This is a genomic window from Bacillus sp. BB081, assembly GCF_008368895.1.
GTDB classification, from domain to species: Bacteria; Bacillota; Bacilli; order Bacillales; family Bacillaceae_G; genus Bacillus_A; species Bacillus_A wiedmannii.
Genome location: NZ_QOZX01000014.1, coordinates 1 through 22326, shown reverse-complemented (window position 1 = coordinate 22326; position 22326 = coordinate 1). Strand labels below are relative to the sequence as shown.

The following is a 22326-nucleotide window of genomic DNA, read 5'->3' as shown; positions in this document are numbered from 1 at the left end:
CTTTTTTGTTACAATGATAGTGGAAGGGGGCCTTTATATGGAATCACGCGAGTGGGAACGTATTGTTGATCATCTTCTTTCGCTAGTGCCTCTTTTTTATCGCAAATTTATGCTTCCTGGAGAATTTTCTTCTCAAAGACATATGCCGCCATCACATACACAAGTATTGCTGCTTCTGCATGAAAATGGCACATTAGCAGTTTCCGAAATCGGCAAGCGGCTAGCGATTTCACGGCCTAACATGACACCTCTATTAAACAAACTGATTCAAGAAGAACTAATAGAGCGTCATTATAGCGAAAAAGATCGACGGGTCATTTTAATTTCCCTAACAGTTGAAGGGAAATTGTTAGTAAATCAGTATCAACAATTCATTTTAGACAAATTAAAAGAAAATTTCCAAACATTATCTGAGGAAGAGCGCGAAAAGCTCATTCACTCTCTTCAAACCATTCAAAATTTAATTTTGAAAACAAACGCATAAAGCTGCTTCTACATAGAAGCAGCTTTATGATTCGTAATAATTACCATAGTACACATTTGAATATGGCCATGTCGTTAAATATGGTTTTTGTTCTTGCGTAGGCTGTTGTTGTGGTATTTGTGGTAATTGCTGTAATTGTTGTTGTCGATATAATTCGTATTGTCTATTCATATCATAAACCGGATGATAATTTACATATGGATATACTTGCGGTACGTAATAATAATACATTCATTCTCTCCCCCTTTTTCTTAAACATATTCAAAGGAGAAAATGAATGTGACACTCTTTATATTTGCATGAGTGGTTCTCTCACTCGTTTCTTTCTATTCTTCAGGCGTAACTTACGGTTCTTTTCATATAAATAATGCACAACGAAATATGAAACTACACCAAATACAACTCCTAAAATCGTCATTCCAATTAATACATACACTTCACTCTGTAATAAGCTCTTTAATATCGTAAAAATATGACTCGAAAACAAGTCAGATATCGTAAATGGTTCATGATGTATTTTTTGCACATGAAATGGATATATCATTTTTCCTAACGCATAAGCAAATGGAAATAAAAATATCGGTAGAAACGATATTTTCCCAATAATATTGCCAATAATCGCAGCAGGAAAAGATCCCTTTGCTAATCGAACGATCGGATAAAATATTATATATACGAGCGATGCTGTATATATGACCAACATCTCTAAGCCAAAACCAATCGCAAAACCTAATGATACTTTCTTTGCTCCTTCTGGTGATCGAAGCAACTTATAATATTGAAACTTTAATATTCTCCACATCCGCTGGAAAAACGAATATGTTTTCTTAGTTGTTTTCACCCTCATCATCTCTTTAACTATATTTTATACCTAGTATGCCCTTACACACTCTGAAAAACAAATTTCATTTTCTCTTTCATTATAAATGATATCAAAATGGTTAACCAAATATACATACGACATTTCAATATAAAAAGCACACCCCAATTGTTATTCGTGCTTAACAATTGGGGTGCACATCATTTAGGAAGGCTCTTCTACATTTTTAAATAAGCTTACTAATAATGCTTTTTGCGCATGTAATCGATTACCAGCTTGCTCAAATACGATAGACTGCGGTCCATCTATAATTTCTCCTGTTACTTCCTCTTCACGATGGGCAGGTAAACAGTGTAAGAAACGATACGTTTGCTTCGCATGCATAACAAGTTCGGTATTAATTTGGTACGGTTGAAATAAAGTATATTTCTCTTCTTCTCCCTCTTGCCCCATGCTCATCCAAACGTCAGTATAAATGAAATCTGCTTTACTCACTGCTAATTCAGCGTTATGCAAAATTTCAATTTCAGCTCCTGTTTCTTCAGCAATCGTTAACGCTTTTTTTACAATTTCCTCATTCGGTTCATACCCTACAGGCGTTGCAACAGTCATATTCATTCCAACTTTCGCACTCGCTAACAACAATGAATGACATACGTTATTTCCGTCACCTACGTAAGCCAATTTTATTCCTTCAAATGTATTTACTTCTTCATATATTGTCATTAAATCTGCCAACGCTTGACAAGGATGATGATCATCCGTTAATCCATTAATAACAGGTATGCTCGATTCTTTTGCAAGCTCTTCTACATCGGCATGTGAGAATGTACGTATCATTATCCCGTCAATATAATGAGATAATACTTTCGCAGTATCTGAAACGCTCTCCCCTCTTCCAATTTGCATCTCTTTCCCACTTAAAAACATGCCATGTCCTCCGAGCTGTACCATTCCCGCTTCAAAAGATACGCGCGTACGAGTCGAATGTTTATCAAAGATAAGCCCTAATATTTTTCCTTGTAATAAAGGCTCTTGCTTATTCTTTTTTAAATATATAGCGAACTCAATTAAAGAAATGATTTCTTCTTGCGTCAGTTCTTCTAATGTTAATAGATCTTTCGTATTTAATTTCGGTACTTGTACAGTTGACATGGAATTTCCCCCTTATATGATTGATACGTTTTTTGTACAAACTACTTTTTTTATCATATATACTGCCTGTTCTAACTCTTCATTCGTTACAATAAGTGGTGGTAATAGTCTTATCACATTAGATCCTGCTTGTAATACGAGAAGACCCTCTTTCTCTAGTTGTTCTATAAAACTTGCAACTTCATGCTTACACTCAATCCCAATCATAAGTCCCTTACCACGTATATTTTGAATACATTCAACATGTCGTAATTCCTCTCGCAACTTCTCTAATACGTACTCACCCTTTTCCTTTACCTCTTTTAAAAATGATGGATTCTTACTTACTTGCAATACTTCTTTCGCTGCAGCCATCGCAATATAATTCCCGCCAAACGTTGAACCGTGTGATCCTGCAGTGAACGACGTTCCGAGTTCCTTACGGCCGATCATCGCTCCAACAGGAATACCATTTCCTAGTGCCTTTGCAACGGTAACGATATCAGGTTTTATTCCCATTTGTTCGTAAGCAAATATTGTTCCTGTTCTTCCTATCCCCGTTTGTACTTCGTCTATAATAAATAAGGAGCCGAACTTATTACATAATATTTCAATCTCTTCCAAAAAAGATAGATTAGCAGGTATGACTCCTCCCTCTCCTTGAACAACTTCTACCATTACCGCCGCGGCTTCTTCATTCATTACTTCCTCTAACGCCTTCACGTCGTTAAAAGGGGTATGTAAAAAAGACGGAAGGAGCGGACCAAACCCTTCTTTCACTTTATTTTGACCCGTCGCACTCATCGTTGCGAATGTTCTACCGTGAAAAGACTGCTGGCATGTTACGACGAGAGATTTTCCAGTATGCTTACGAGCTAGCTTCAACGCAGCTTCATTCGCCTCTGCCCCGCTATTACAGAAAAAAACAGAATCTAATGCTATATTTTCTGTTAATAATGACGCGACTTCTTCTTGTAAGCTGTTTGTAAACAGGTTAGATATATGCCATAAATCATTAAGTTGCTCTTGTACAGCTTTCATAACAGTAGGGTGACAATGACCTAAATTACATACGCCAATTCCTGATGTGAAATCTAAATATTGCTTACCATTTTTATCAATAACTTTCGTTCCACTTCCCTTTACAAACTCAATATTTCTTCTCCCATACGTTTGAAAAAGATGACTTGTCATACGATACTTACTCCTTTCGTTACCGTCGTTCCGATACAATCTCCCGTAACTTCAGTAAAATCTTTTGTACCGTTCACAATACTTATCTTTTGCACTCCCATTTTTAATGACACTAGTGCCGCCTGTACTTTCGGAATCATCCCGCCTGTAATAACTCCTTTTTCTATTAAAGTAACAATTTCAAATTCATCCGTTTTCTTTACTAATTTTCCTTCATGTAATATCCCATCTACATCCGTAATAAAAATGAGTTCTTTTGCGGATAACGCCGCCGCAATTCCAGCTGCAGCGGTATCCGCATTTATGTTATAAATCTCATTATCATTTATCCCGATTGGAGCAATAACAGGAATATAATTCAAATTTATCAATCCTTTTAGTAAGGCTGTTTCGACATAACTTACTTCTCCCACATATCCTATTTCTTCGCTGACAGGTTGAACTTGAAGTAAATTTCCGTCACACCCTGAACAACCTACCGCAAGTAAATTATGCCTTTGCAACTTCATTACAAATTTTTTATTCGTACTTCCGCATAGCACCATTTGAACAATATCCATAACTTCTTTTGGTGTTACTCGTAACCCATCTCTTTTTTCTACTTTGATGTTACAATCTTTTAATTGCGCATCAATTTCTGGGCCGCCACCATGGACAATCACTACTTTATACTTCTGTTGCAATTTCTTTATACAATCAAAAAACACATCATTTAATTGATCCAACATACTACCGCCGCATTTCACTACAATATAATCGCTCATCTTTCCTCTCCTTATGTACGATAACAAGCGTTTATTTTCACATATTCATAGCTTAAGTCACAGCCCCAAGCTGATCCGGTTTCTTCTCCTAAATGTAAATACACATCAATCATAATTTCATGTTCTTTTAATTTCTTTTTCATTTCCTCTTCAGAAAACATTTGAGGTTCACTATTTTTTAACACAGCGATAGATTGAAGAGTAATATCAATTGTATTTGGATTAATCGCTACTTCACTTTGTCCCATACTGCTAATAATTCGCCCCCAATTTGGGTCTTCACCATGTATTGCTGTTTTCACAAGACTCGAACCGACTATTTGCTTTGCAATTTTCTTTGCCTCTTCATTCGTTCGAGCTCCTAGCACATTTACTTCTATTAACTTCGTAGCACCTTCACCATCTTGTGCAATTTTTTTTGCTAAATCTTCACATACCTTCTGTAAAGCAAATACGAAAGTTTCCCAATCTGCATGTTCCATATTGATTGGTTTCGTTTCTGATAATCCACTTGCCATAACGATGACCATATCATTCGTAGAAGTATCTCCGTCCACCGTAATTTGATTAAATGTATGATTCGTTATTTGTGATAATGCTATTTGCAATACATCATGCTCTATATGAGCGTCTGTCGTAATAAAACTCAGCATCGTTGCCATATTCGGATGAATCATCCCTGAACCTTTAGCAACACCAGCAAGCACCACTTTCTTCCCATCAATCATCATCTCATAGCACGTTTCTTTCGTTATAAGATCCGTCGTTAAAATCGCTTCAGAAAAAGAATGAGCTTCACTTACTTCCTTCGTCGGGATAAGATTTGCAACTCCCTTTCGGATTATATCCATCGGTAAAGGAACACCAATTACACCTGTTGAAGCTACTGCAACGTAATTTTCTTTCACTCCAAAATGTTCCGCCCCTAATGCACGCATCTCGTAGGCATCTTGTAATCCTTTCATTCCTGTACAAGCATTTGCATTTCCACTATTGACGATAATCGCTTGTAATTTCCCCTCAGCTGCTATACTGTCTTTCGTTACTTGCAGCGGGGCTGCTTGTATTTGATTCGTTGTATAGACAGCGGCACATGATGCTGGCACTTCACAAATGATCACACCTAAATCTCTTTGTTCTTTTTTTAAACCATTTGCAGTACCGATTGCCGAAAAGCCTTTTGGCGTTACAATTGAACCATTTTCTAATTTTGTAATAGACTCTACTTTAATCATCATGTCCCCCTTATAGATAAAGCGGCATATGTTGTAAACCTGTTGTTTCTTCTAGTCCCGCAACTATGTTTGCATTTTGAATCGCTTGCCCAGCCGCACCTTTCATCATATTGTCTATAACAGAAACGACTGTCACTCTTCCTGTTCTTTCATCGTAAGCTATCCCCATATCACAATAATTTGAGCCCCTCACTTCTTTCAGACTTGGAAACTCTCCTTGCGTGCGAATTCGAATAAAAGCCGATTGTTCATACGTTTCTTCATATAATTTTTGAAGTTGTTCTATTTCCATTTCTCGTTTTACTTTTGCATAAAGTGTAACCATAATCCCCCGTGATATCGGTATTAAATGTGTACTAAACGTGATTGGCTTCGTTTCCCTATTCCACTCTGCAAGCATTTGCTCAATCTCAGGAACGTGTTGATGCTCATTTACTTTATAAATGTGCAAGTTATCGTATAACTCAGGAAAGTGAGTCATTGTTGTTGGCGTTTTGCCAGCTCCAGATACTCCTGATTTCGCATCAATAATAATGGAATCTTCTTCAATCATGCCGCTACGTACTAACGGCAATATCGCTAATAATGCGGCTGTAGCAAAACATCCTGGGTTTGCAATTAAATTTGTATTTTGAATCTCGGACCTTTTCCATTCACTTAACCCATATACAGCTTCACTAAGAACTTCTTCTTTTGCAGCTGCCCTTTTATACCACTGTTCATATATCAAAGGATCTTTCATACGAAAGTCTCCAGATAGGTCAATTACTTTTAAACCTACTGCTAATAATTTTGGAGTTAACTCTCCTGATACTCCTGCTGGAGTTGCTAAAAATACAATTTCTGCTTTCTTCTTTATTTCCTCCGCATTAATTTCTTTTAACGTATGAACAAGAACATTTTGAAAATGCGGATATACATTTGTTATACACTCGCCAACTTGCGAAAAAGAATGAAGAGATGCTATCGAAAAATATGGATGTTGCTCTAATAACCGAATTAACTCAATACCTCCATACCCAGTTGCTCCAATAATCGCGACTTTCATATGCTCCTCCTCATATCGATTCTTTAAATTAAGTATGATTATAATATTGTATATTTATAGAGTCAACTAAATATTTATAAATTTTACGAACTTAAAAAACTTAATTTTACTGGAAAAACAATATACACAATTGAATTTTTATACGAAAATAATGTATAGTAGTTTTTTCATTTCACTTCAAGTACAATAAAGTGAAACTATAATCAGTGGGGTTTTGTTCATCCCCACTGATTATTAGCCCACACCAATCGGGCGTTTAGGGGCAGTCGATCTCCCACCTAACTTCTTTGCTCTAGCCGAATTTTAAGGTGGGAGATCGACTGCCCGGCAAATAGCCGGGTAAAACAATACATATGTACATACAGGTAGGGAAAAACATGAATGAAAAATTAATTGAGAAAATGATCATAAAAAGTTTTCAACAATATCAATGTAATCCTATGTCAAATGAGGATCAGGAAATGCTAATTAAACATATTCAAACGATAATTCATTCAAATACTGAAATTGATGTATACGAGGCAGTTGAGGATATCGTTTACGATTATGTGACTGGAAAATAAAAAAACAGGAGATTTCCATATGGAAATCTCCTATTTTTTACTTAATGATTTACCTGCAATACGCTCAAATAAACCTGGGAATAGTACATAAAGTTTCGGACCAATGCCCATCCACTTCGGTAAGTTTACTTCACGCTTTTTCGTTTGCATCGATTTTACGATTTGCTCTGCTACATATGTTGGTTTTAACATGTACCGTCCCATATTTTTCACATATGTACCGGATTGATCCGCTATTTCAAAAAAGTTTGTATCTATCGGACCTGGATTAATCGCTGTTACGAAAATATTTGTACTAGACAACTCCATGCGTAAACTATTCGTAAATCCTAATACTGCATGTTTCGTCGCTGCATACGCACTCGATTTTGGAGTTGCAATTTTCCCAGCAAGTGAAGCAATATTAATAATATGTCCTTCGTTCCTTTTCACCATATAGGGTAGTACCGCTTTCGTACAAGCTACTAATCCAAATACATTTACTTGGAACATATCTTTCACTTCATCCATTGACGCATCTTCAAATGTTTTAAAAATACCAAATCCCGCATTGTTTACTAATATATCAATACGTCCCACTTCTTGTAATACCTTTGAAAAAATAGATTGTACTTCCATCTCTTCACTTACGTCTAATACATAATAATAGCAAGGCGTATTATAAGTTTCTTTAATTTTCTCTGCTAACGCTTTTAATTTCTCTTCTGTTCTAGCCATTAATACTGGAGTCGCCCCCTGCTCTGCAACTTGCATTGCAACTTGCTCTCCAATTCCACTAGAAGCACCTGTAATGACGATTACTTTATCTTGTAAACGTCCCGTCATTGCTGTCACCTACTTTGCATAATAAATCAATTGTTGCGAAGATTCATCAATCATCACTTGTTGATTATATGCTAAAAAGTCTAATTGTCCAACAGTTTCTGAAATAGTAAGCGGCAATTGCTCCTTATATAATACCGGAAATAGTTTTACACATACTTCAAATGCTGTCATTGGTTTTTCCTTTAATAACTCAAGCACTTTAAACGCACGTGTTTCTTGCTTTTGTAATCTCGTTTCAATAAGTTGTTTCACATTTAGAACATCTTCCCCATGTCCTGATAAAATGCGCGAAATATTCATTTCACTTAAACGCTTTAACGTTTGATTATATTGTAATAACGGGCGCGCCCTTTCTGTTTGTCCTTCATATGGTGGTTCTAATATGGGATTCGAAGAAATATGGCTAATGAGAGCATCCCCGCCAATTAATATTCCATCAGATTCTCTATATAATGAAATATGAGTGGAAGCATGACCTGGTGTTTCGATTACTGTAAACCCAGGTAAAGAATCAATACGATCTCCCTCTCTCACAGTATGCGTTAACGATCTATTACAAGAATATTTAAGTGTCTTCGTCGTCAATAACGCCTCGTCTTTCAAAAATGCCGCTGGAACACCAAATTGCAAAGCTGTCTCTCTAAAAAACTCATGATACCGCTTTAAAAATTCTGGATTTTGCGTGATCCAAGGCTCATTCCAAGGATGTCCAATAATGTTCGTTTTCTCAGAAAATATATTTAAAAGCCCACAATGATCCGCATGATGATGCGTAATGACTACTGTTTTAATATCTTCTATCGCATATCCTAATTTACCTAATTGCCTTTCTAATGCACTTCTTGCCTCTTCTGTATTCGTCCCTGTATCAATTAATGTTAATGTCTCCCCCTCAACTAAAAACACATTCACAGTTTCAACTGCAAATGGTACAGGAATCTCCATTCGGTGAATCGCCGTCATGCTTAGCCCCCCTGTCTCTTTCCGGTTCAAAAATGAATACTTCTTCAGTTTACAACTTCTATATATATTTGTCATTATTTTCAGATAAAAAGAGGTGTTTCCTATAAAAAAACGAATGTATGTACATTTATAAGAATTTCTAACCAAATTTAAAGGAGGAACATCATGTCTATTCAAAACATTTCCTTTCTCGGTGCAGGCTCTATTGCTGAAGCTATTATTGGTGGCTTGTTACATGCAAATGTTGTGAAAGGCGAACAAATTACCGTAAGTAATCGTTCTAACGAGACAAGATTGCAGGAGCTACATAAAAAATATGGCGTCAAAGGTACGCATAATAAAAAAGAGCTACTTACTGATACAACTATTCTTTTTCTAGCAATGAAACCAAAGGATGTTGCAGAAGCACTTACTCCTTTTAAAGAAGATATACATAATAACCTGCTTATTATTTCCTTATTAGCAGGTGTTTCTACTCACTCGATTAGAAACCTGCTTCAAAAAGATGTTCCGATTATTCGTGCGATGCCAAATACATCTGCAGCTATTTTAAAATCAGCTACTGCTATCTCGCCTTCAAAACATGCAACAGCGGAACATATTCAGACTGCCATAGCTTTATTTGAAACAATCGGTCTCGTCTCTGTTGTAGAGGAAGAAGATATGCATGCTGTCACTGCATTATCTGGAAGTGGGCCTGCTTATATTTATTACGTAGTGGAAGCGATGGAAGAAGCCGCAAAAACAATTGGTTTAAAAGAAGATGTTGCAAAGTCACTTATTCTTCAGACGATGATTGGTGCTGCTGAAATGCTAAAAGCAAGTGAAAAACACCCTTCTGTTTTGCGAAAGGAAATTACTTCTCCTGGCGGAACGACCGAAGCAGGCATTGAAGTATTACAAGAACATAAATTTCAACAAGCACTTATTTCTTGTATTACACAGGCTACACAACGATCACATAATCTTGGGAAAACATTAGAACAACTAACAAAAGAAAAATAAAAAATGGAGCTCAATTTTACTTGAGCCCCATTTTTTTATTAACATATATTGTTTATTTATTAGTCTTCCCAAAAATCTCTTCTTGCAGACGGCGACCAGTTGGTGTTGCTGCAAGTCCACCTTCAGCTGTTTCACGAAGTGCTACTGGCATCGTTTGTCCGATTCTAAACATCGCCTCAATCACTTCATCACATGGAATTGTACTCGTTACGCCAGCTAATGCTAAATCAGCTGAAATCATCGCATTCGCAGCTCCTGCTGCATTACGTTTTACACAAGGTACTTCTACAAGCCCTGCAACAGGATCACATACTAAACCAAGCATATTCTTTAATGAAATCGCCATCGCTGTAGCTGCTTGATCTTGTGTTCCACCAGCCATCTCAACTGCTGCTGCTGCTGCCATTCCACTTGCTGAACCTACTTCAGCTTGGCAACCTCCTGCCGCGCCGGAAATACAAGCATTATTCGCAACAACCATACCGAAAGCTCCTGCTGTAAATAAAAATTCGATCATCTCTTCGCGTGTCGGCTGTAATTTTTCTTGCAGTGCAAACAGTACACCTGGCACTGTTCCAGCAGACCCTGCTGTTGGTGTTGCACAAATAATTCCCATCGCTGCGTTTACTTCATTTGTTGCAACAGCTTTACTCACCGCGTCCAAAATCGTATCTCCGGATAAACCTTTTCCGCTATTCATATACGCCTGAACTTTTACAGCATCTCCGCCAGTTAAACCAGTTGGTGATTTCACTCCGCGAATACCACGTTCTACTGCTTGCTCCATCACGACTAAGTTCTTTTCCATACCAGCAATTACTTCTTCACGTGAAATACTTCTTGTTTTCATTTCACATTGAATCATAATTTCTGCGATTTTTACATTTTGTTCTTTAGCTTGCGCCACTAGTTCCGCTGCGTTCCGAAACATGGTGTGTCCCCCCTGCAATTATTCCATAATAGTTACTTGACAAATATTTTGTTGCGCGTTTATTTCTTCAATCACTTCATCTGCTAATAATTCATCTGTTTCGATAACCATAAGCGCTCTTCTTCCTTTTTCTTTACGAGAAACACTCATTGTACTAATGTTAATTTCATGTTTCGCAAGGATTGAAGCTACTGCTGCAATAGCACCGAAGCGATCATTATTTACAATAAGTAGTGCTGGACTCGTGCCTGTTAATTGAAGATCGAATCCGTTTAATTCTACAACTTCAATTTTACCGCCACCAATTGAGCAAGCAACAACTTCAATTTCTTCTTCACCTTTATACAAACGAATTCTCGCTGTATTTGGGTGAGGTGCATTTGCATCTTCTTCAATGAATTCTACTTCGATTTTGCGCTCTTTTGCTATGTCTAGCGCCTCTGGAATACGTAAGTCATCTGTTTCAAACCCTAATATTCCACCGATCAATGCTACATCCGTACCATGCCCTCGATACGTCTTTGCAAATGATCCATATAATGAAATGCTTACTCTTTCTGGTTCATGACGAAACAGCTGGCGAGCAACTTGCCCCATTCTTGCTGCGCCTGCTGTATGTGAACTTGATGGACCAATCATAACTGGACCAATAATATCAAATACTGAGCGATACTTCATCATAACTCCCCCTAAACCTCTATGCAAAAATTTTTTACTATTCTATTAAGCTACCGAATCGGTTGCTTTTCCAGTTGTACGACGAATTTGTTCCGCTATACGAATTGGATAGTTTTTGAATAACAGTGAAACAATATATCCTGAAATAATACCAATTATCATAATAAATAAGAAACTTAGCATTACCTTCATTTAAAAATAATATAAGCTAATCCAGAATAAAGTCTGGTGGCAATCCAAAGTTTAACACAGAACCCCTTACAAGGATAGCATAAAGTGAACCTATAATCAGTGGGGGTTTTGTTCATCCCCCACTGATTATTAGTTGAACCAATCGGACGTTTACGGGCAGTTGATCTCCCACCTAACTTCTTTGCCCCAGTCGAATTTTGAGGTGGGAGTTTTACTGCCCGTTAATGTCGGATAAACAAGTGAAACTCCCATTGCTTTCATGCCTTTTAGTGCTTTAAAGCTAAAAAGTGAAAAAAGACTTAGTACAAATAATAGTAATATCCTTCTTATTTATAATTCTCATGTTTCACTCTCACGATTTAGTCAACTCCACTTGTTACGACAAATGGCTAAAACGCATGTAGCCTACAATAAATTATAATCTGCCCTCATTATAGCTTGTTTTTAATAAAACGCTTACTTTTGATAAATTTTAAAAGTTCTGAATAACGATACATTTTTGCTATTTGTACCACTCGTATGTCGTCTGACTTATATAACAGTTTTTCTAAACAATCGGTACTATGTATTTTTATCCTATCTCTTCACATCATTAAAACTTTCTGTTTCATCCAATATAAACATAAAATGATAACAGTTTTATTTTAAATTTTTTTAGAAATAAAAAAAATGGCAACCTTTCGTCACCATTTTTTCACACCATTATTATCTATCTACTGGAAATAATTTCAAATCCGTAGCTATTTCTGTATTAGAAAATAGCTCTCTTGCCTCTTTCCATAATTCCTTATATGTATCTCCTTGATAACGAGAACTAATATGAGTCAATATTAATCGTTTTGCATTTGCCTGAAGTGCAATACTCGCAGCTTGCTTAGATGTAGAATGAAAATAATCATACGCTTGTTGTTCATCTTCTGCTGCAAAAGTGGCTTCATGAACAAGTACGTCAGCGTCTTGTGCCAGCTCTCTACTCGCTTCACAATATCTTGTATCACCTAAAATGGTAATAATTCTTCCCTTTTGAGGTGGACCAATAAAGTCTTTTCCATTTAGTATCGTACCATTTTCTAATTCAACTACTTCTCCATCTTTTAAACGTTTAAAGAGCGGGCCAGGTTTCACACCCATCTCCAGCAATTTATCGACTAAAAGAGCACCTTGTATATCTTTCTCTACAATACGATACCCAAAACATTCAATACCATGTGACAATCTTTTCGTTTCCACGTGAAATTCATTATCTTCAAATACAGTACCTTCTTCTGTTATCTCCACAATTTCAAGTGGATATTTTACATGTGTCGTACTTACTGATAATGCCACTTCAATAAATTGTTTAATTCCTTTTGGTCCATACACTGTTAAAGGTGTAGTCCCTCCTTGAAATGAACGGCTTCCTAATAAACCAGGCAAGCCAAAAATATGATCACCATGTAAATGCGTAATAAATATTTTTTCAATGCGGCGTGGGCGTACTGATGTATGTAATATTTGATGTTGCGTCGCCTCGCCACAATCAAATAACCAAGTCTGTCCTCGTTCTTCTAACAATTGCAAAGCAATTGCCGAAACGTTCCTTCCTTTCGAAGGAACACCTGCACCAGTTCCTAAAAATACAAATTCCACTTTCTTTCCTCCAGCTCTTTATATAATCTACCTTTCATCTTACGGAATGTTATTTCAAATGGCAAATCGAATTTACATAACCAATCATCTAGACAACTATATATCACGAACGTTATACTCAAAAAACTTAGTAATCGTTCGTGTTTTATGCTAAAATGATTATACTACATTTTAAGGGAGCGTTTTATTATGAAAGAAGCATTTCGTTTACAAACTGATTTTTCATCTTCATTTGATCGCTGGGTAAGTTCTTTCGTGTCCGATCACCCAGCACAATTAGAATGGACGACTTTGAAAGAATTAATCCATGAATATACAACAACACATACAAATGATTCATTACCAACATATATTTCTTCAGCTTTAACATATTACGCACAACGCGTTTCAACAACAAACAGTTCAGAAATTGTTATTTTTGAAAATGTTACAATCTCTTAATCTATCATAAAAAAGCACTGGTTACAGTGCTTTTTTATTTATACTTATTTAGCAAATCGGCATATTCCGCCCCAAGATCTTTATACATACTTCTATCAAACTCATCTAAATTTATCCTTTCACTTAATTTATTTAATAATTCCTTTGCTTGAAGTGCAAAAGAAACAATTTATTTTCTATAAAAACTTTATAGTAAAAAATTTCATAGTTAATTGTAAAAATAAAAGGTGTCATGATATTTACTACGTCATGACACCTTCTACATAAACTTATTTTCTAATTTTTGCTGAAAAGACTTTTCTTGCTTACGTAATAATTGACTACCTCGTTGTAAAATCGGCATTCCATACTTATCATTAATTTGATCGATGACAGCAAGTAGCGGCTCTTCTTTCGCATCTTCTTCAAATGAAAACAAATCTAATTGTTTCACCGATTCTGTCTTCCACTCTATTTCAGTAGCTGTAACACCTAGTAAACGAACGGAATCACCGTCCCAATGTTGCTTCCATAAACGAGATGCTGCCTGAAAAATATCTCGTTCTTCACAAATCGCATTTTTCAATTGCTTACTCCGCGTTACTGTCCGCCTATCATGATATTTAATCATAATTTGAATATTATAGCTGACAAGAGTTCGCTTTTGTAATCTTTTACTCACTGATTTTGATAGCCGTTCTAACATATCAAGTAATTCTTTCTCTTCATCCATATCCTTTGAAAAAGTCATCGAATTACCGACACTTTTATGTTGTCCCATTTGACTCGGATCAACTTCCCTATCATCCATACCTTTTGCCCGCTGTTGTAAATCAACACCATGCTTTCCAATTTTAGCGCGAATGATATGTTCGTTTCCTTTTGCTAACTGCTCAATTGTTTGTATATGAATATCATTTAATTTTTCAGCTGTTTTTTCTCCAATTCCATGCATCGCTCCAACCGGAAGTGGCCAAATCATTTCTGGAATATCTCGTTTTCGAAGCACGGTAATACCGAGAGGCTTTTTCATATCAGAAGCTGTTTTTGCTAGGAAAAGGTTAGGAGCAATTCCGATGCTACACGGAAGTTGTAACTCTGTTAATAACGCCTGCTGAATCATCTTTGCTATTTCAAGAGGTGAACCGAGTGCGTAGCAATCTGTAATATCTAAATACCCCTCATCTATAGAGACTGGTTGTATTTTTTCCGTAAAACGGGAAAGAATTTGAAACATTTGAAATGAAGCTTCACGATATAATGTAAAATTAGGACGCATTACAACTAATTGCGGGCATAACCTTTTTGCTTCCCAAAGAGGCATCGTTGTACGTATTCCATAGTCTCTTGCCTCATAACTACATGTTATGATAATTCCTTTTCTTTCTTTTTCATTTCCAGCAACTGCTAACGGCTTCCCTTGTAATGATGGGTCATGAGCAATTTCAACAGATGCGAAAAAACAATTCATATCTACATGCAAAATAACACGACCATTTTTCGGATACATTTCTCGCATAGTACTCACTCCCTAATCAGAACGTTCGTTCTTTCATTATATCAAATTTTGCATAATAGTTATAATAATTACTTGTTCTTTTCCTTTTATACATTTGATATAATTTACATAAAATGTATAAAACTACAAAAGGGGTGATTATGATGAAATCAACTAATAAACTCAACTATACGTTCCTTGTGATTATATTAATCATAGCCATTAATTATTTACTGCTTCCTATTTTTAATATTAATACGTTTGGATTCTTCCCTCGCCTAGTACATATAGCAACAACTTATATATTGCCATGGATTTTCTTGTATTGGCTGATCCGCCTTGTAAAAGCAATCGAATCAAAATAAAAAGCGTGTAAATCAATTGTGATTTACACGCTTTTTCTATTACATTACTTTGCTACTTCTTCAATAATTGCAACAACTAATTCCGCTGTTTTTGCTAATTCTTCAACAGGAATCTTTTCGTTTGTTGTATGAATTTCTTCATAACCAACCGCTAAGTTAACTGTTGGAATACCGTGTCCTGCAATTACGTTTGCATCACTTCCGCCACCACTTTGGTGAAGAGAAGGTGTACGACCAATGTTTTCAGCTGCACGTTTTGCAACTTCTACAACGTGATCGCCCTCAGCAAATTTAAATCCTGGGTACATAACGTTTACTTCAACGTCTGCATGACCACCCATTTCTTTTGCAGTTGTTTCAAATGCTTCTTTCATTTTCGCAACTTGTGCTTCCATTTTTTCATTGATTAAAGAACGCGCTTCCGCAAAGATTTGTACATGATCGCAAACGATATTTGTTTGTGTACCACCTTCAAAACGTCCAATATTTGCCGTAGTTTCAGAATCAATACGACCAAGTGGCATCTTCGCAATTGCTTTCGCTGCGATAGTAATTGCAGATACACCTTTTTCTGGTGCTACACCAGCATGAGCTGTTTTCCCACGAATAATCGCATTCACTTTCGCTTGTGTTGGAGCTGCAACAACGATTTCACCAACTTTCCCATCGCTATCTAATGCATAGCCGTATTTCGCTGTAATGCGCTCACGATCTAATGCTTTTGCACCAACAAGACCAGATTCTTCTCCAACTGTAATAATAAATTCAATTGTACCATGAGGGATATTTTTCTCTTTTAAAACACGGATTGCTTCGAACATGGATGCTAATCCTGCTTTATCATCCGCACCTAAAATCGTAGTACCATCTGATACGATATATCCATCTTTAATAGAAGGCTTAATTCCATTACCAGGAACTACTGTATCCATATGAGAAGTAAAGTAAATTGTATCAACACCATCTTTTGTTGCAGGTAATGTACAAATTAAATTACCCGCACCATGCCCAGTAACAGCCATTGTGTCATCTTCAAATACTTCTACACCTAAATCTGTAAATTTCTTTGTTAATACTTTGCAAATTTCTGCTTCAAATTTCGTTTCAGAATCTACTTGTACTAATTCCATAAATTCATTTACTAAACGTTCTTGATTAATCATAAGACTGCGCCTCCTGCACTACCATTATGTATGTAACACTATTAATTATAACAGAATTTCGCAAAAGTTTCGAAATACAAGACAAAAAACAGACGGTTTATATGTCTAGATAACCATCTGCTTTCTATTACTCATTTAACAATACCCAGCGCATATGATCTTCCCATACTCCATTAACCATTAACATTTTCCTAGACACGCCCTCATATTGAAAGCCTATCTTCGTCACTACTTGTATAGATGCTAAATTTCGTGGCATAATCGGTGCTTCTATACGATGTAACTGAAATTCCTCAAAAGCAACTTGAATCGCTTTTCTAAGCGCTTCTGTCGTATAACCTTTGTTTAACTCAGCCTTATCTAATTTATAGCCGAGTACACAAGATTGATAAATTCCGCGAACAATTAAATTAAATGAAATACATCCAATTATTTTCGTATCATCACCCTTTTTAAAAATCCAAAGCCTAATGATTTTACCTTCTGCAAACTCTTTTCTATCCTTTTGTAACTTTTTCTTCTGATAATCTAACGTAAAAAAATCATCCGGTCTATACTCTTCCCAAGCTTTTAAAAATTCACGATTCCTGTCGTAATATTGAAGAACTTTTTCAGCATACGACTCATCAATTTCCCTTAAATGTAAACGATTTGTTTCATATATTTTCATCATCGTATCTCCATTCTTCAGCTTGCATAACAAAAAACTTATACTCTATCATTAATTATATATTCTCTACATACATACAAATTTCCTGTTATACTTTACATGCACTTCTCGAATTTTGTCACTTCTCTCCCCTTGTCCACAATATCATTTCTCGTTACAATGATATTGTACTGATTTGCAAGGAGGTTTAACGATGCATAAAAAAGCTCAAAAAGTTATGATTTATGTAATGCTAATTTCTATGCTTGTAACAACATTACTTGCTGGCGCAAGTATGTTTTGGTAAAAAGGACGATGTATTCGTCCTTTTTTTACTTTTTACACATAACATAATAAAATAAACCATCTCGATATCGAGATGGTTTATTTTATATAAAGCACAATCGCTACAATACTAAAGGAAAATGACATTACAAGTGCTGTTATAAAACTTGTATATTGTTTCTGCTGAAATGCTCCAATAACAAAAGTAAGATTGAGTAATGCCATACATACAATTGCTACAAGATAAGAACATATATTAAAAGTTGCCAATATGAATGTAATAACAAATAGAAATCCCATAAAAAATTGCATATACGAAATTTTTGGATTCAAGTACATATGAGCAACCCCTTTATCTAATTTTTTATCCCGATTGGTGAGGGCTGATAATCCGCGGGTAAAAAACATCCCACTGATTAAAGTTTCACTTTATCTTTCTATACTCTCATTAACTCATGGTTATGTACACATGTCAAGACAACTTATTACAGTAGAAAAAGCCAACCTTTTCGTTGGCTTTTTCATATGCAATGGCTCCTTTTTGTTTTGCCAATTGCTGAAATGATTTTTTCGACTTCACAATCCATACTTTCGTTCCAATTGGAATGCGGTCAAATAAATACTCCACATCGTTTTTCTTCATTCTTATACATCCTTGTGAAATATACTTTCCAATTGAACTAGGTTGGTTTGTTCCATGTATTCCATATTTACTTCCATCAGTTCCTCTTGCATTAAATCCAATCCACCTTGACCCAAGTGGATTTTTCGGTGACCCACCTGGAATATCCTTCGCAATATAATACGGATCCTTCGCTTTCATTACAACATCAAAAGTTCCCTCTGGAGTTAATTCATTTGTCTTCCCTGTCGCTACTGGAAAAACCTTTTGAATCTTTCCATCGTCAATATAAGCTAGTTTATTCGTCGCTTTATTTACAATAATAAAAGGATCTCCGGCACGTGGATTGTCACCAAGAGGCCAAATAGGCGATAAAGAAAGACATAATATGAAAGAGAGAAGATACGGCATAATAATTCCTACCTTCTATATAAGTTCTTTTATATTATCCTTTCCCTTAAAACGGCTTTTAATGAGTAAATATTGTTCCATTTCATACACAAGTTGAACAAGCTTCGCACGTATCTCAAATTCTTCACGTGTAACGGGCAATGGCATGTCTCTAAATAATTCTCTCATTTCTTGAAGCTGTCTTAAGGAAATAACCCCAGTACTCTCAGGGCTAATAGCATTTCCAATGTTTTCAACCACATCCGCAATCATATCAGCTTGTTCATATGTCCATGATAAAGAAGCTGCTAATGGTATCATCCGTTCTAAAATTTCGAATTGTTGCATGCGCATATTAAAATAACGATAATAATAGCCATCTTCTCGCATAAATGCATTCTCAAGTTTCTTAAACGATAAATCCCTTGCTTCATTTAGCATATTTTCAGTTTCAATAAGTTCTGCCCCGCTCCAGCTACTTTCTCTGTTTCGTAAATACACGACCATTTCAAACAAAATTGTTTTAAAATTACTTTCTATTGTATCCTGATACTCTTTTAGCTTATTTTCACTACTTGGCATATACATATTCACTAATAAAGCCACGCTAATTCCTATCGTTAATATCGCAATTTCATTCCCAACAATAAGCCATGTAATTTGTTTCAATGAATATAGATGCATCACAATAACTGAACTTGTGACAATACCTTCTTGAATTTTAAGCATAACTGCAGTCGGAATAAATGTAAGTAATAATATACTAATTGCAAGTGGTGTATATCCAATTGTTTCAAAAATACAAAAAGCGAATACCATTGATAATACACAAGCTAAAAAACGATGTAACGACACTTGAAGTGATTTACGTTTCGTATTTTGTACACATAATATAACTAAAATGCCCGCTGAACTATAAAATTCTAATCCTAATAACTGCGCAATAAAAACTGCTGCGCCTGTCCCTATTGCTGTTTTTACTGTACGGTATCCAATTTTGAACATAGCACTGCTCCTATATGTATAAACGTATTTACAGTTAGTATAAAAAAAGGATGACACAATGTCATCCTTTTCTTCTTATTATTCACGCAACCTTTACATATTACAATATTTTTTGTAAAAATTGTTGCGCACGTTCACTTTTCGGTGCTACAAAAAATTCTGCTGGCGCACTATCTTCTACAAGCTTTCCACCATCTAAAAAGAGAACACGATCTGCTACTTCTTTTGCAAATCCCATTTCATGTGTAACAATCACCATTGTCATTCCTGTCGTAACTAATGATTTCATAACTTCTAACACTTCTTTTACCATCTCTGGATCTAGTGCTGATGTTGGTTCATCAAATAACATAACTTCTGGTTCCATCGCTAACGCTCTCGCAATTGCTACACGTTGCTTTTGTCCTCCAGAAAGACGATTGGGATACGTATCTTTTTTATCTAATAAACCGACCTTTTCTAAAAGTTTCTCGGCTTTCTTGTCAGCTTCTTGTTTCGTTACTCCTTTTACATTGATAGGAGCATACGTAATATTTTCTAATACAGTCATATGAGGAAATAGGTGAAAATGCTGAAATACCATTCCGACATTTTCACGAACGTGCATAATATTCGTTTTCGGATTCGTTACTTCTTCTGTTCCAATCCAAATGTGACCATTTGTCGGTGCTTCTAGCACATTCATACAACGTAAAAATGTTGATTTCCCTGATCCAGACGGTCCAATAATTGCTACTACTTCCCCTTTTTCAATCGTTGTTGTAATCCCTTTTAATACTTCGTTTTTTCCAAATGATTTATGAAGGTTTTCAATTTTAATCACTTTTCTTCATTCTCCCTTCAATTGCCTTCCCGACTAATGTAAGAATAATGACTAACATATAATAAATTAGTCCAACAAAAAGTAATGGTTCAAGATATTTAAACGTCTCACCGCCTACAATGTAAGCACGGCGCATTAAATCGGTCGCTCCTATTACTGTTACTACAGCCGATTCTTTCGTAAGTGTCGCAAACTCGTTCACAAGCGCTGGTAATATATTTTTTAATGCTTGAGGGAAAATGATATTTCGCATCATTTTCCCGTAAGGAATCCCTAAAGCCATCGCTGCTTCTGTTTGTCCTTTATCAACCGCTTGAATGCCGGCACGAATTACCTCTGACATATATGCACCTGAATTTAAGCTAAATGCTAATACAGCTGCTACGAATGCTGGTATTTCATAACCAATTATTTGCGGGACACCGAAATAAATAATCATTAATTGCAATACAAGTGGTGTACCACGGAAAATTGATGTATAAAAATCTGCCGCTATATTTAATGCTCGTATTCTAGCAATTTTGCAAAGCGCTAATAACGTTCCTAAAATAAACCCAACTAACGCTGATACTGCTACAATTTTTAAAGTAACTTCTAGGCCTTTTAGTATATATGGTATCGAAGGCGTAATCGCCGAAAAATCTAAGTTCATTCTTTTCATTCCCCTCACAGAAAAGTGAAAGGCAGCTTACTTCTCGCTGCCAAACCATTTCTTCACTAATTTATCCATTTCTCCATTTTCTTGCATTTTTTTAATTACTTTATTAAATTCTGCTGTTTTATCACTGTTTTTCGGAAGGGCAATTGCTGCTCCTACTTCTTCTGGTGCTTCTTTAATTTCAATTCCTTGTAATTCTTTCATTTTTTCTAAATAATTTTTAGCAACTGTGTCTTCTATAATTGCAGCGTCAAAACGACCAGCTTTAATTTCTTGTACGATTTCTGGTATACGGTCACGTCCCTCAACTTTGAAATCTACTTGTTTTTTAAATTCTGCTGCTTTCTCTTCTTGGATAGATCCTGTTTGTACCCCTACTTTTTTCCCTTTTAAATCCTCTACAGATTGAATATTAGAATCCTTTTTAGAAACGACCATGTTTTTCGCAACAAAATATATATCCGTGAAATCAACATTATTTTTACGCTCTGCCGTTGGCGTCATACCTGCCATTACGAAATCAACTTTTCCTGAGCTAAGAGATGCTAATAAACCACCAAAATCCATATCTTTCACTTTCACTTCATAACCAAGTTCTTTTCCGATATATTTAGCAACATCAACATCAAAGCCGATAATTTCATCACTTTTTGAGGCTTCTACGTATTCATATGGTTTATAATCTGCTGAAGTCCCCATAACCAGTACTTTCTTATTTTTTCCAGTAGCCTTTTCTTCCCCATTACTACAAGCACTGAACATACTTACAATTAAAATAAGTGCAAACGATATTGATAATAACTTCTTCATCTTTCTTCCCCCTAATAATGTATATTTAAAAGTTTAATAGAATATTTATTCGATGTTTGTATTGTATCAGCACTTTCATTTTTATGCAATATATAAAATAAAAATAAATAAAATAACAATATTAATAACGTTTATAATGCATAAAAAAATGCATAAAATAACATAACTATGCA

28 protein-coding genes and 1 pseudogene are annotated in these 22326 nt (G+C 35.7%); 6 read left to right on the top strand and 23 right to left on the bottom strand.

Annotated features, from left to right (window positions below):
• The first annotated feature begins 37 nt into the window (after nt 1–37).
• Nucleotides 38–484: a MarR family winged helix-turn-helix transcriptional regulator gene (locus tag DN394_RS06575; protein ID WP_000445824.1), complete on the top strand. Its 447-nt coding sequence runs from the start codon at nt 38–40 to the stop codon at nt 482–484.
• A 24-nt stretch (nt 485–508) separates the two neighbouring features.
• Here DN394_RS06575 and DN394_RS06570 read toward each other — a convergent pair whose 3' ends face one another.
• The 7 genes from DN394_RS06570 to argC all read right to left on the bottom strand — a co-directional run bounded on the left by DN394_RS06570 (nt 509) and on the right by argC (nt 6679).
• A complete protein-coding gene (locus DN394_RS06570; protein WP_048565686.1) occupies nt 509–715 on the bottom strand; it encodes a hypothetical protein in 207 nt (68 codons plus the stop codon).
• Nucleotides 716–773: 58 nt separating this feature from the next.
• Complete coding sequence (locus tag DN394_RS06565; protein WP_149293684.1) at nt 774–1334, bottom strand: DUF2062 domain-containing protein; 561 nt, start codon at nt 1332–1334, stop codon at nt 774–776.
• A 174-nt stretch (nt 1335–1508) separates the two neighbouring features.
• Nucleotides 1509–2459: an ornithine carbamoyltransferase gene (gene argF / locus DN394_RS06560; protein ID WP_097993702.1), complete on the bottom strand. Its 951-nt coding sequence runs from the start codon at nt 2457–2459 to the stop codon at nt 1509–1511.
• Nucleotides 2460–2471: 12 nt separating this feature from the next.
• Nucleotides 2472–3632 (bottom strand): acetylornithine transaminase, encoded by a 1161-nt coding sequence (locus DN394_RS06555; protein ID WP_149293683.1) that lies wholly within the window; start codon nt 3630–3632, stop codon nt 2472–2474.
• The gene (gene argB / locus DN394_RS06550) at nt 3629–4396 is read right to left on the bottom strand and encodes an acetylglutamate kinase (RefSeq protein ID WP_097915887.1); all 768 of its coding nucleotides are present in this window, start codon (nt 4394–4396) and stop codon (nt 3629–3631) included. Before argB ends, DN394_RS06555 begins: the two co-directional genes overlap by 4 nt.
• Nucleotides 4397–4407: 11 nt before the next feature.
• Complete coding sequence (gene argJ / locus DN394_RS06545) at nt 4408–5631, bottom strand: bifunctional glutamate N-acetyltransferase/amino-acid acetyltransferase ArgJ (RefSeq protein ID WP_141498572.1); 1224 nt, start codon at nt 5629–5631, stop codon at nt 4408–4410.
• A 10-nt stretch (nt 5632–5641) separates the two neighbouring features.
• Nucleotides 5642–6679: an N-acetyl-gamma-glutamyl-phosphate reductase gene (gene argC / locus DN394_RS06540; RefSeq protein ID WP_149293682.1), complete on the bottom strand. Its 1038-nt coding sequence runs from the start codon at nt 6677–6679 to the stop codon at nt 5642–5644.
• Between the two features lie 377 nt (nt 6680–7056).
• Between argC and DN394_RS06535 the strand changes: the two genes are divergently transcribed.
• The gene (locus DN394_RS06535) at nt 7057–7242 is read left to right on the top strand and encodes a YqzH family protein (RefSeq protein WP_001003210.1); all 186 of its coding nucleotides are present in this window, start codon (nt 7057–7059) and stop codon (nt 7240–7242) included.
• 30 nt (nt 7243–7272) lie between these two features.
• Here DN394_RS06535 and DN394_RS06530 read toward each other — a convergent pair whose 3' ends face one another.
• Nucleotides 7273–8067: an SDR family oxidoreductase gene (locus tag DN394_RS06530; protein WP_046957500.1), complete on the bottom strand. Its 795-nt coding sequence runs from the start codon at nt 8065–8067 to the stop codon at nt 7273–7275.
• 9 nt (nt 8068–8076) lie between these two features.
• Nucleotides 8077–9030 (bottom strand): MBL fold metallo-hydrolase, encoded by a 954-nt coding sequence (locus tag DN394_RS06525; protein WP_149293681.1) that lies wholly within the window; start codon nt 9028–9030, stop codon nt 8077–8079.
• A gap of 165 nt (nt 9031–9195) precedes the next feature.
• Between DN394_RS06525 and proI the strand changes: the two genes are divergently transcribed.
• On the top strand, nt 9196–10035 hold the full coding sequence (gene proI / locus DN394_RS06520) for a pyrroline-5-carboxylate reductase ProI (RefSeq protein ID WP_000027261.1): 840 nt from the start codon (nt 9196–9198) through the stop codon (nt 10033–10035).
• Nucleotides 10036–10087: 52 nt separating this feature from the next.
• Here proI and sdaAA read toward each other — a convergent pair whose 3' ends face one another.
• The 4 genes from sdaAA to rnz all read right to left on the bottom strand — a co-directional run bounded on the left by sdaAA (nt 10088) and on the right by rnz (nt 13465).
• On the bottom strand, nt 10088–10966 hold the full coding sequence (gene sdaAA / locus DN394_RS06515) for an L-serine ammonia-lyase, iron-sulfur-dependent, subunit alpha (RefSeq protein WP_149293680.1): 879 nt from the start codon (nt 10964–10966) through the stop codon (nt 10088–10090).
• Nucleotides 10967–10984: 18 nt separating this feature from the next.
• The gene (gene sdaAB / locus DN394_RS06510) at nt 10985–11644 is read right to left on the bottom strand and encodes an L-serine ammonia-lyase, iron-sulfur-dependent subunit beta (protein WP_000877441.1); all 660 of its coding nucleotides are present in this window, start codon (nt 11642–11644) and stop codon (nt 10985–10987) included.
• Nucleotides 11645–11689: 45 nt separating this feature from the next.
• Nucleotides 11690–11827: a hypothetical protein gene (locus tag DN394_RS29340; RefSeq protein ID WP_170968780.1), complete on the bottom strand. Its 138-nt coding sequence runs from the start codon at nt 11825–11827 to the stop codon at nt 11690–11692.
• Nucleotides 11828–12541: 714 nt separating this feature from the next.
• Nucleotides 12542–13465 carry a ribonuclease Z gene (rnz, locus tag DN394_RS06500; protein ID WP_064459839.1) on the bottom strand — a complete coding sequence of 308 codons (924 nt, stop codon included), beginning with the start codon at nt 13463–13465 and terminating at the stop codon, nt 12542–12544.
• Between the two features lie 189 nt (nt 13466–13654).
• Between rnz and DN394_RS06495 the strand changes: the two genes are divergently transcribed.
• On the top strand, nt 13655–13906 hold the full coding sequence (locus tag DN394_RS06495) for a DUF3932 family protein (protein WP_000656497.1): 252 nt from the start codon (nt 13655–13657) through the stop codon (nt 13904–13906).
• A 34-nt stretch (nt 13907–13940) separates the two neighbouring features.
• Here the strand turns inward: DN394_RS06495 and DN394_RS29760 are convergent.
• Together DN394_RS29760 and DN394_RS06485 are read right to left on the bottom strand one after the other, a co-directional pair.
• A pseudogene (locus DN394_RS29760) lies at nt 13941–14075 on the bottom strand (DNA polymerase IV); the annotation flags it as partial.
• Between the two features lie 90 nt (nt 14076–14165).
• The gene (locus tag DN394_RS06485) at nt 14166–15404 is read right to left on the bottom strand and encodes a DNA polymerase IV (protein WP_046957502.1); all 1239 of its coding nucleotides are present in this window, start codon (nt 15402–15404) and stop codon (nt 14166–14168) included.
• A 143-nt stretch (nt 15405–15547) separates the two neighbouring features.
• Between DN394_RS06485 and DN394_RS06480 the strand changes: the two genes are divergently transcribed.
• Nucleotides 15548–15748, top strand: coding sequence for a hypothetical protein (locus DN394_RS06480; RefSeq protein ID WP_046957503.1), 201 nt, complete (start codon nt 15548–15550; stop codon nt 15746–15748).
• Nucleotides 15749–15792: 44 nt separating this feature from the next.
• Here DN394_RS06480 and DN394_RS06475 read toward each other — a convergent pair whose 3' ends face one another.
• Entirely contained in the window at nt 15793–16911 is a 1119-nt protein-coding gene (locus tag DN394_RS06475) for a tripeptidase T (protein ID WP_046957504.1), read from the bottom strand.
• 127 nt (nt 16912–17038) lie between these two features.
• Nucleotides 17039–17584, bottom strand: a complete 546-nt coding sequence (locus DN394_RS06470) for a GNAT family N-acetyltransferase (RefSeq protein WP_002008488.1) — start codon at nt 17582–17584, stop codon at nt 17039–17041.
• Between the two features lie 190 nt (nt 17585–17774).
• Between DN394_RS06470 and prli42 the strand changes: the two genes are divergently transcribed.
• A complete protein-coding gene (gene prli42, locus DN394_RS06465; protein WP_000549038.1) occupies nt 17775–17867 on the top strand; it encodes a stressosome-associated protein Prli42 in 93 nt (30 codons plus the stop codon).
• Nucleotides 17868–17944: 77 nt separating this feature from the next.
• Here the strand turns inward: prli42 and DN394_RS06460 are convergent, their stop codons facing one another.
• The 6 genes from DN394_RS06460 to DN394_RS06435 form a co-directional block, all read right to left on the bottom strand.
• Complete coding sequence (locus DN394_RS06460; RefSeq protein ID WP_000281162.1) at nt 17945–18184, bottom strand: DUF3894 domain-containing protein; 240 nt, start codon at nt 18182–18184, stop codon at nt 17945–17947.
• A gap of 133 nt (nt 18185–18317) precedes the next feature.
• A complete protein-coding gene (locus DN394_RS06455) occupies nt 18318–18878 on the bottom strand; it encodes a L,D-transpeptidase (RefSeq protein WP_001146549.1) in 561 nt (186 codons plus the stop codon).
• Between the two features lie 15 nt (nt 18879–18893).
• Entirely contained in the window at nt 18894–19862 is a 969-nt protein-coding gene (locus DN394_RS06450) for an aromatic acid exporter family protein (protein WP_000472675.1), read from the bottom strand.
• 100 nt (nt 19863–19962) lie between these two features.
• Nucleotides 19963–20685, bottom strand: coding sequence for an amino acid ABC transporter ATP-binding protein (locus DN394_RS06445; protein ID WP_000590214.1), 723 nt, complete (start codon nt 20683–20685; stop codon nt 19963–19965).
• Nucleotides 20678–21337: an amino acid ABC transporter permease gene (locus DN394_RS06440; protein WP_001046922.1), complete on the bottom strand. Its 660-nt coding sequence runs from the start codon at nt 21335–21337 to the stop codon at nt 20678–20680. The genes DN394_RS06445 and DN394_RS06440 overlap by 8 nt, the downstream gene beginning before the upstream one ends.
• A gap of 36 nt (nt 21338–21373) precedes the next feature.
• Entirely contained in the window at nt 21374–22153 is a 780-nt protein-coding gene (locus DN394_RS06435; RefSeq protein ID WP_000735475.1) for a transporter substrate-binding domain-containing protein, read from the bottom strand.
• Nucleotides 22154–22326 lie beyond the last annotated feature (173 nt).

Coding starts and splice junctions, on each gene's coding strand:
- DN394_RS06575 (WP_000445824.1), top strand. CDS start 38: ATGGAATCACGCGAGTGGGAACGTATTGTTGATCATCTTCTTTCGCTA.
- DN394_RS06570 (WP_048565686.1), bottom strand. CDS start 715: ATGTATTATTATTACGTACCGCAAGTATATCCATATGTAAATTATCAT.
- DN394_RS06565 (WP_149293684.1), bottom strand. CDS start 1,334: ATGATGAGGGTGAAAACAACTAAGAAAACATATTCGTTTTTCCAGCGG.
- argF (WP_097993702.1), bottom strand. CDS start 2,459: ATGTCAACTGTACAAGTACCGAAATTAAATACGAAAGATCTATTAACA.
- DN394_RS06555 (WP_149293683.1), bottom strand. CDS start 3,632: ATGACAAGTCATCTTTTTCAAACGTATGGGAGAAGAAATATTGAGTTT.
- argB (WP_097915887.1), bottom strand. CDS start 4,396: ATGAGCGATTATATTGTAGTGAAATGCGGCGGTAGTATGTTGGATCAA.
- argJ (WP_141498572.1), bottom strand. CDS start 5,631: ATGATTAAAGTAGAGTCTATTACAAAATTAGAAAATGGTTCAATTGTA.
- argC (WP_149293682.1), bottom strand. CDS start 6,679: ATGAAAGTCGCGATTATTGGAGCAACTGGGTATGGAGGTATTGAGTTA.
- DN394_RS06535 (WP_001003210.1), top strand. CDS start 7,057: ATGAATGAAAAATTAATTGAGAAAATGATCATAAAAAGTTTTCAACAA.
- DN394_RS06530 (WP_046957500.1), bottom strand. CDS start 8,067: ATGACGGGACGTTTACAAGATAAAGTAATCGTCATTACAGGTGCTTCT.
- DN394_RS06525 (WP_149293681.1), bottom strand. CDS start 9,030: ATGACGGCGATTCACCGAATGGAGATTCCTGTACCATTTGCAGTTGAA.
- proI (WP_000027261.1), top strand. CDS start 9,196: ATGTCTATTCAAAACATTTCCTTTCTCGGTGCAGGCTCTATTGCTGAA.
- sdaAA (WP_149293680.1), bottom strand. CDS start 10,966: ATGTTTCGGAACGCAGCGGAACTAGTGGCGCAAGCTAAAGAACAAAAT.
- sdaAB (WP_000877441.1), bottom strand. CDS start 11,644: ATGAAGTATCGCTCAGTATTTGATATTATTGGTCCAGTTATGATTGGT.
- DN394_RS29340 (WP_170968780.1), bottom strand. CDS start 11,827: ATGCTAAGTTTCTTATTTATTATGATAATTGGTATTATTTCAGGATAT.
- DN394_RS06495 (WP_000656497.1), top strand. CDS start 13,655: ATGAAAGAAGCATTTCGTTTACAAACTGATTTTTCATCTTCATTTGAT.
- DN394_RS06485 (WP_046957502.1), bottom strand. CDS start 15,404: ATGCGAGAAATGTATCCGAAAAATGGTCGTGTTATTTTGCATGTAGAT.
- DN394_RS06480 (WP_046957503.1), top strand. CDS start 15,548: ATGAAATCAACTAATAAACTCAACTATACGTTCCTTGTGATTATATTA.
- DN394_RS06475 (WP_046957504.1), bottom strand. CDS start 16,911: ATGATTAATCAAGAACGTTTAGTAAATGAATTTATGGAATTAGTACAA.
- DN394_RS06470 (WP_002008488.1), bottom strand. CDS start 17,584: ATGATGAAAATATATGAAACAAATCGTTTACATTTAAGGGAAATTGAT.
- prli42 (WP_000549038.1), top strand. CDS start 17,775: ATGCATAAAAAAGCTCAAAAAGTTATGATTTATGTAATGCTAATTTCT.
- DN394_RS06460 (WP_000281162.1), bottom strand. CDS start 18,184: ATGTACTTGAATCCAAAAATTTCGTATATGCAATTTTTTATGGGATTT.
- DN394_RS06455 (WP_001146549.1), bottom strand. CDS start 18,878: ATGCCGTATCTTCTCTCTTTCATATTATGTCTTTCTTTATCGCCTATT.
- DN394_RS06450 (WP_000472675.1), bottom strand. CDS start 19,862: ATGTTCAAAATTGGATACCGTACAGTAAAAACAGCAATAGGGACAGGC.
- DN394_RS06440 (WP_001046922.1), bottom strand. CDS start 21,337: ATGAACTTAGATTTTTCGGCGATTACGCCTTCGATACCATATATACTA.
- DN394_RS06435 (WP_000735475.1), bottom strand. CDS start 22,153: ATGAAGAAGTTATTATCAATATCGTTTGCACTTATTTTAATTGTAAGT.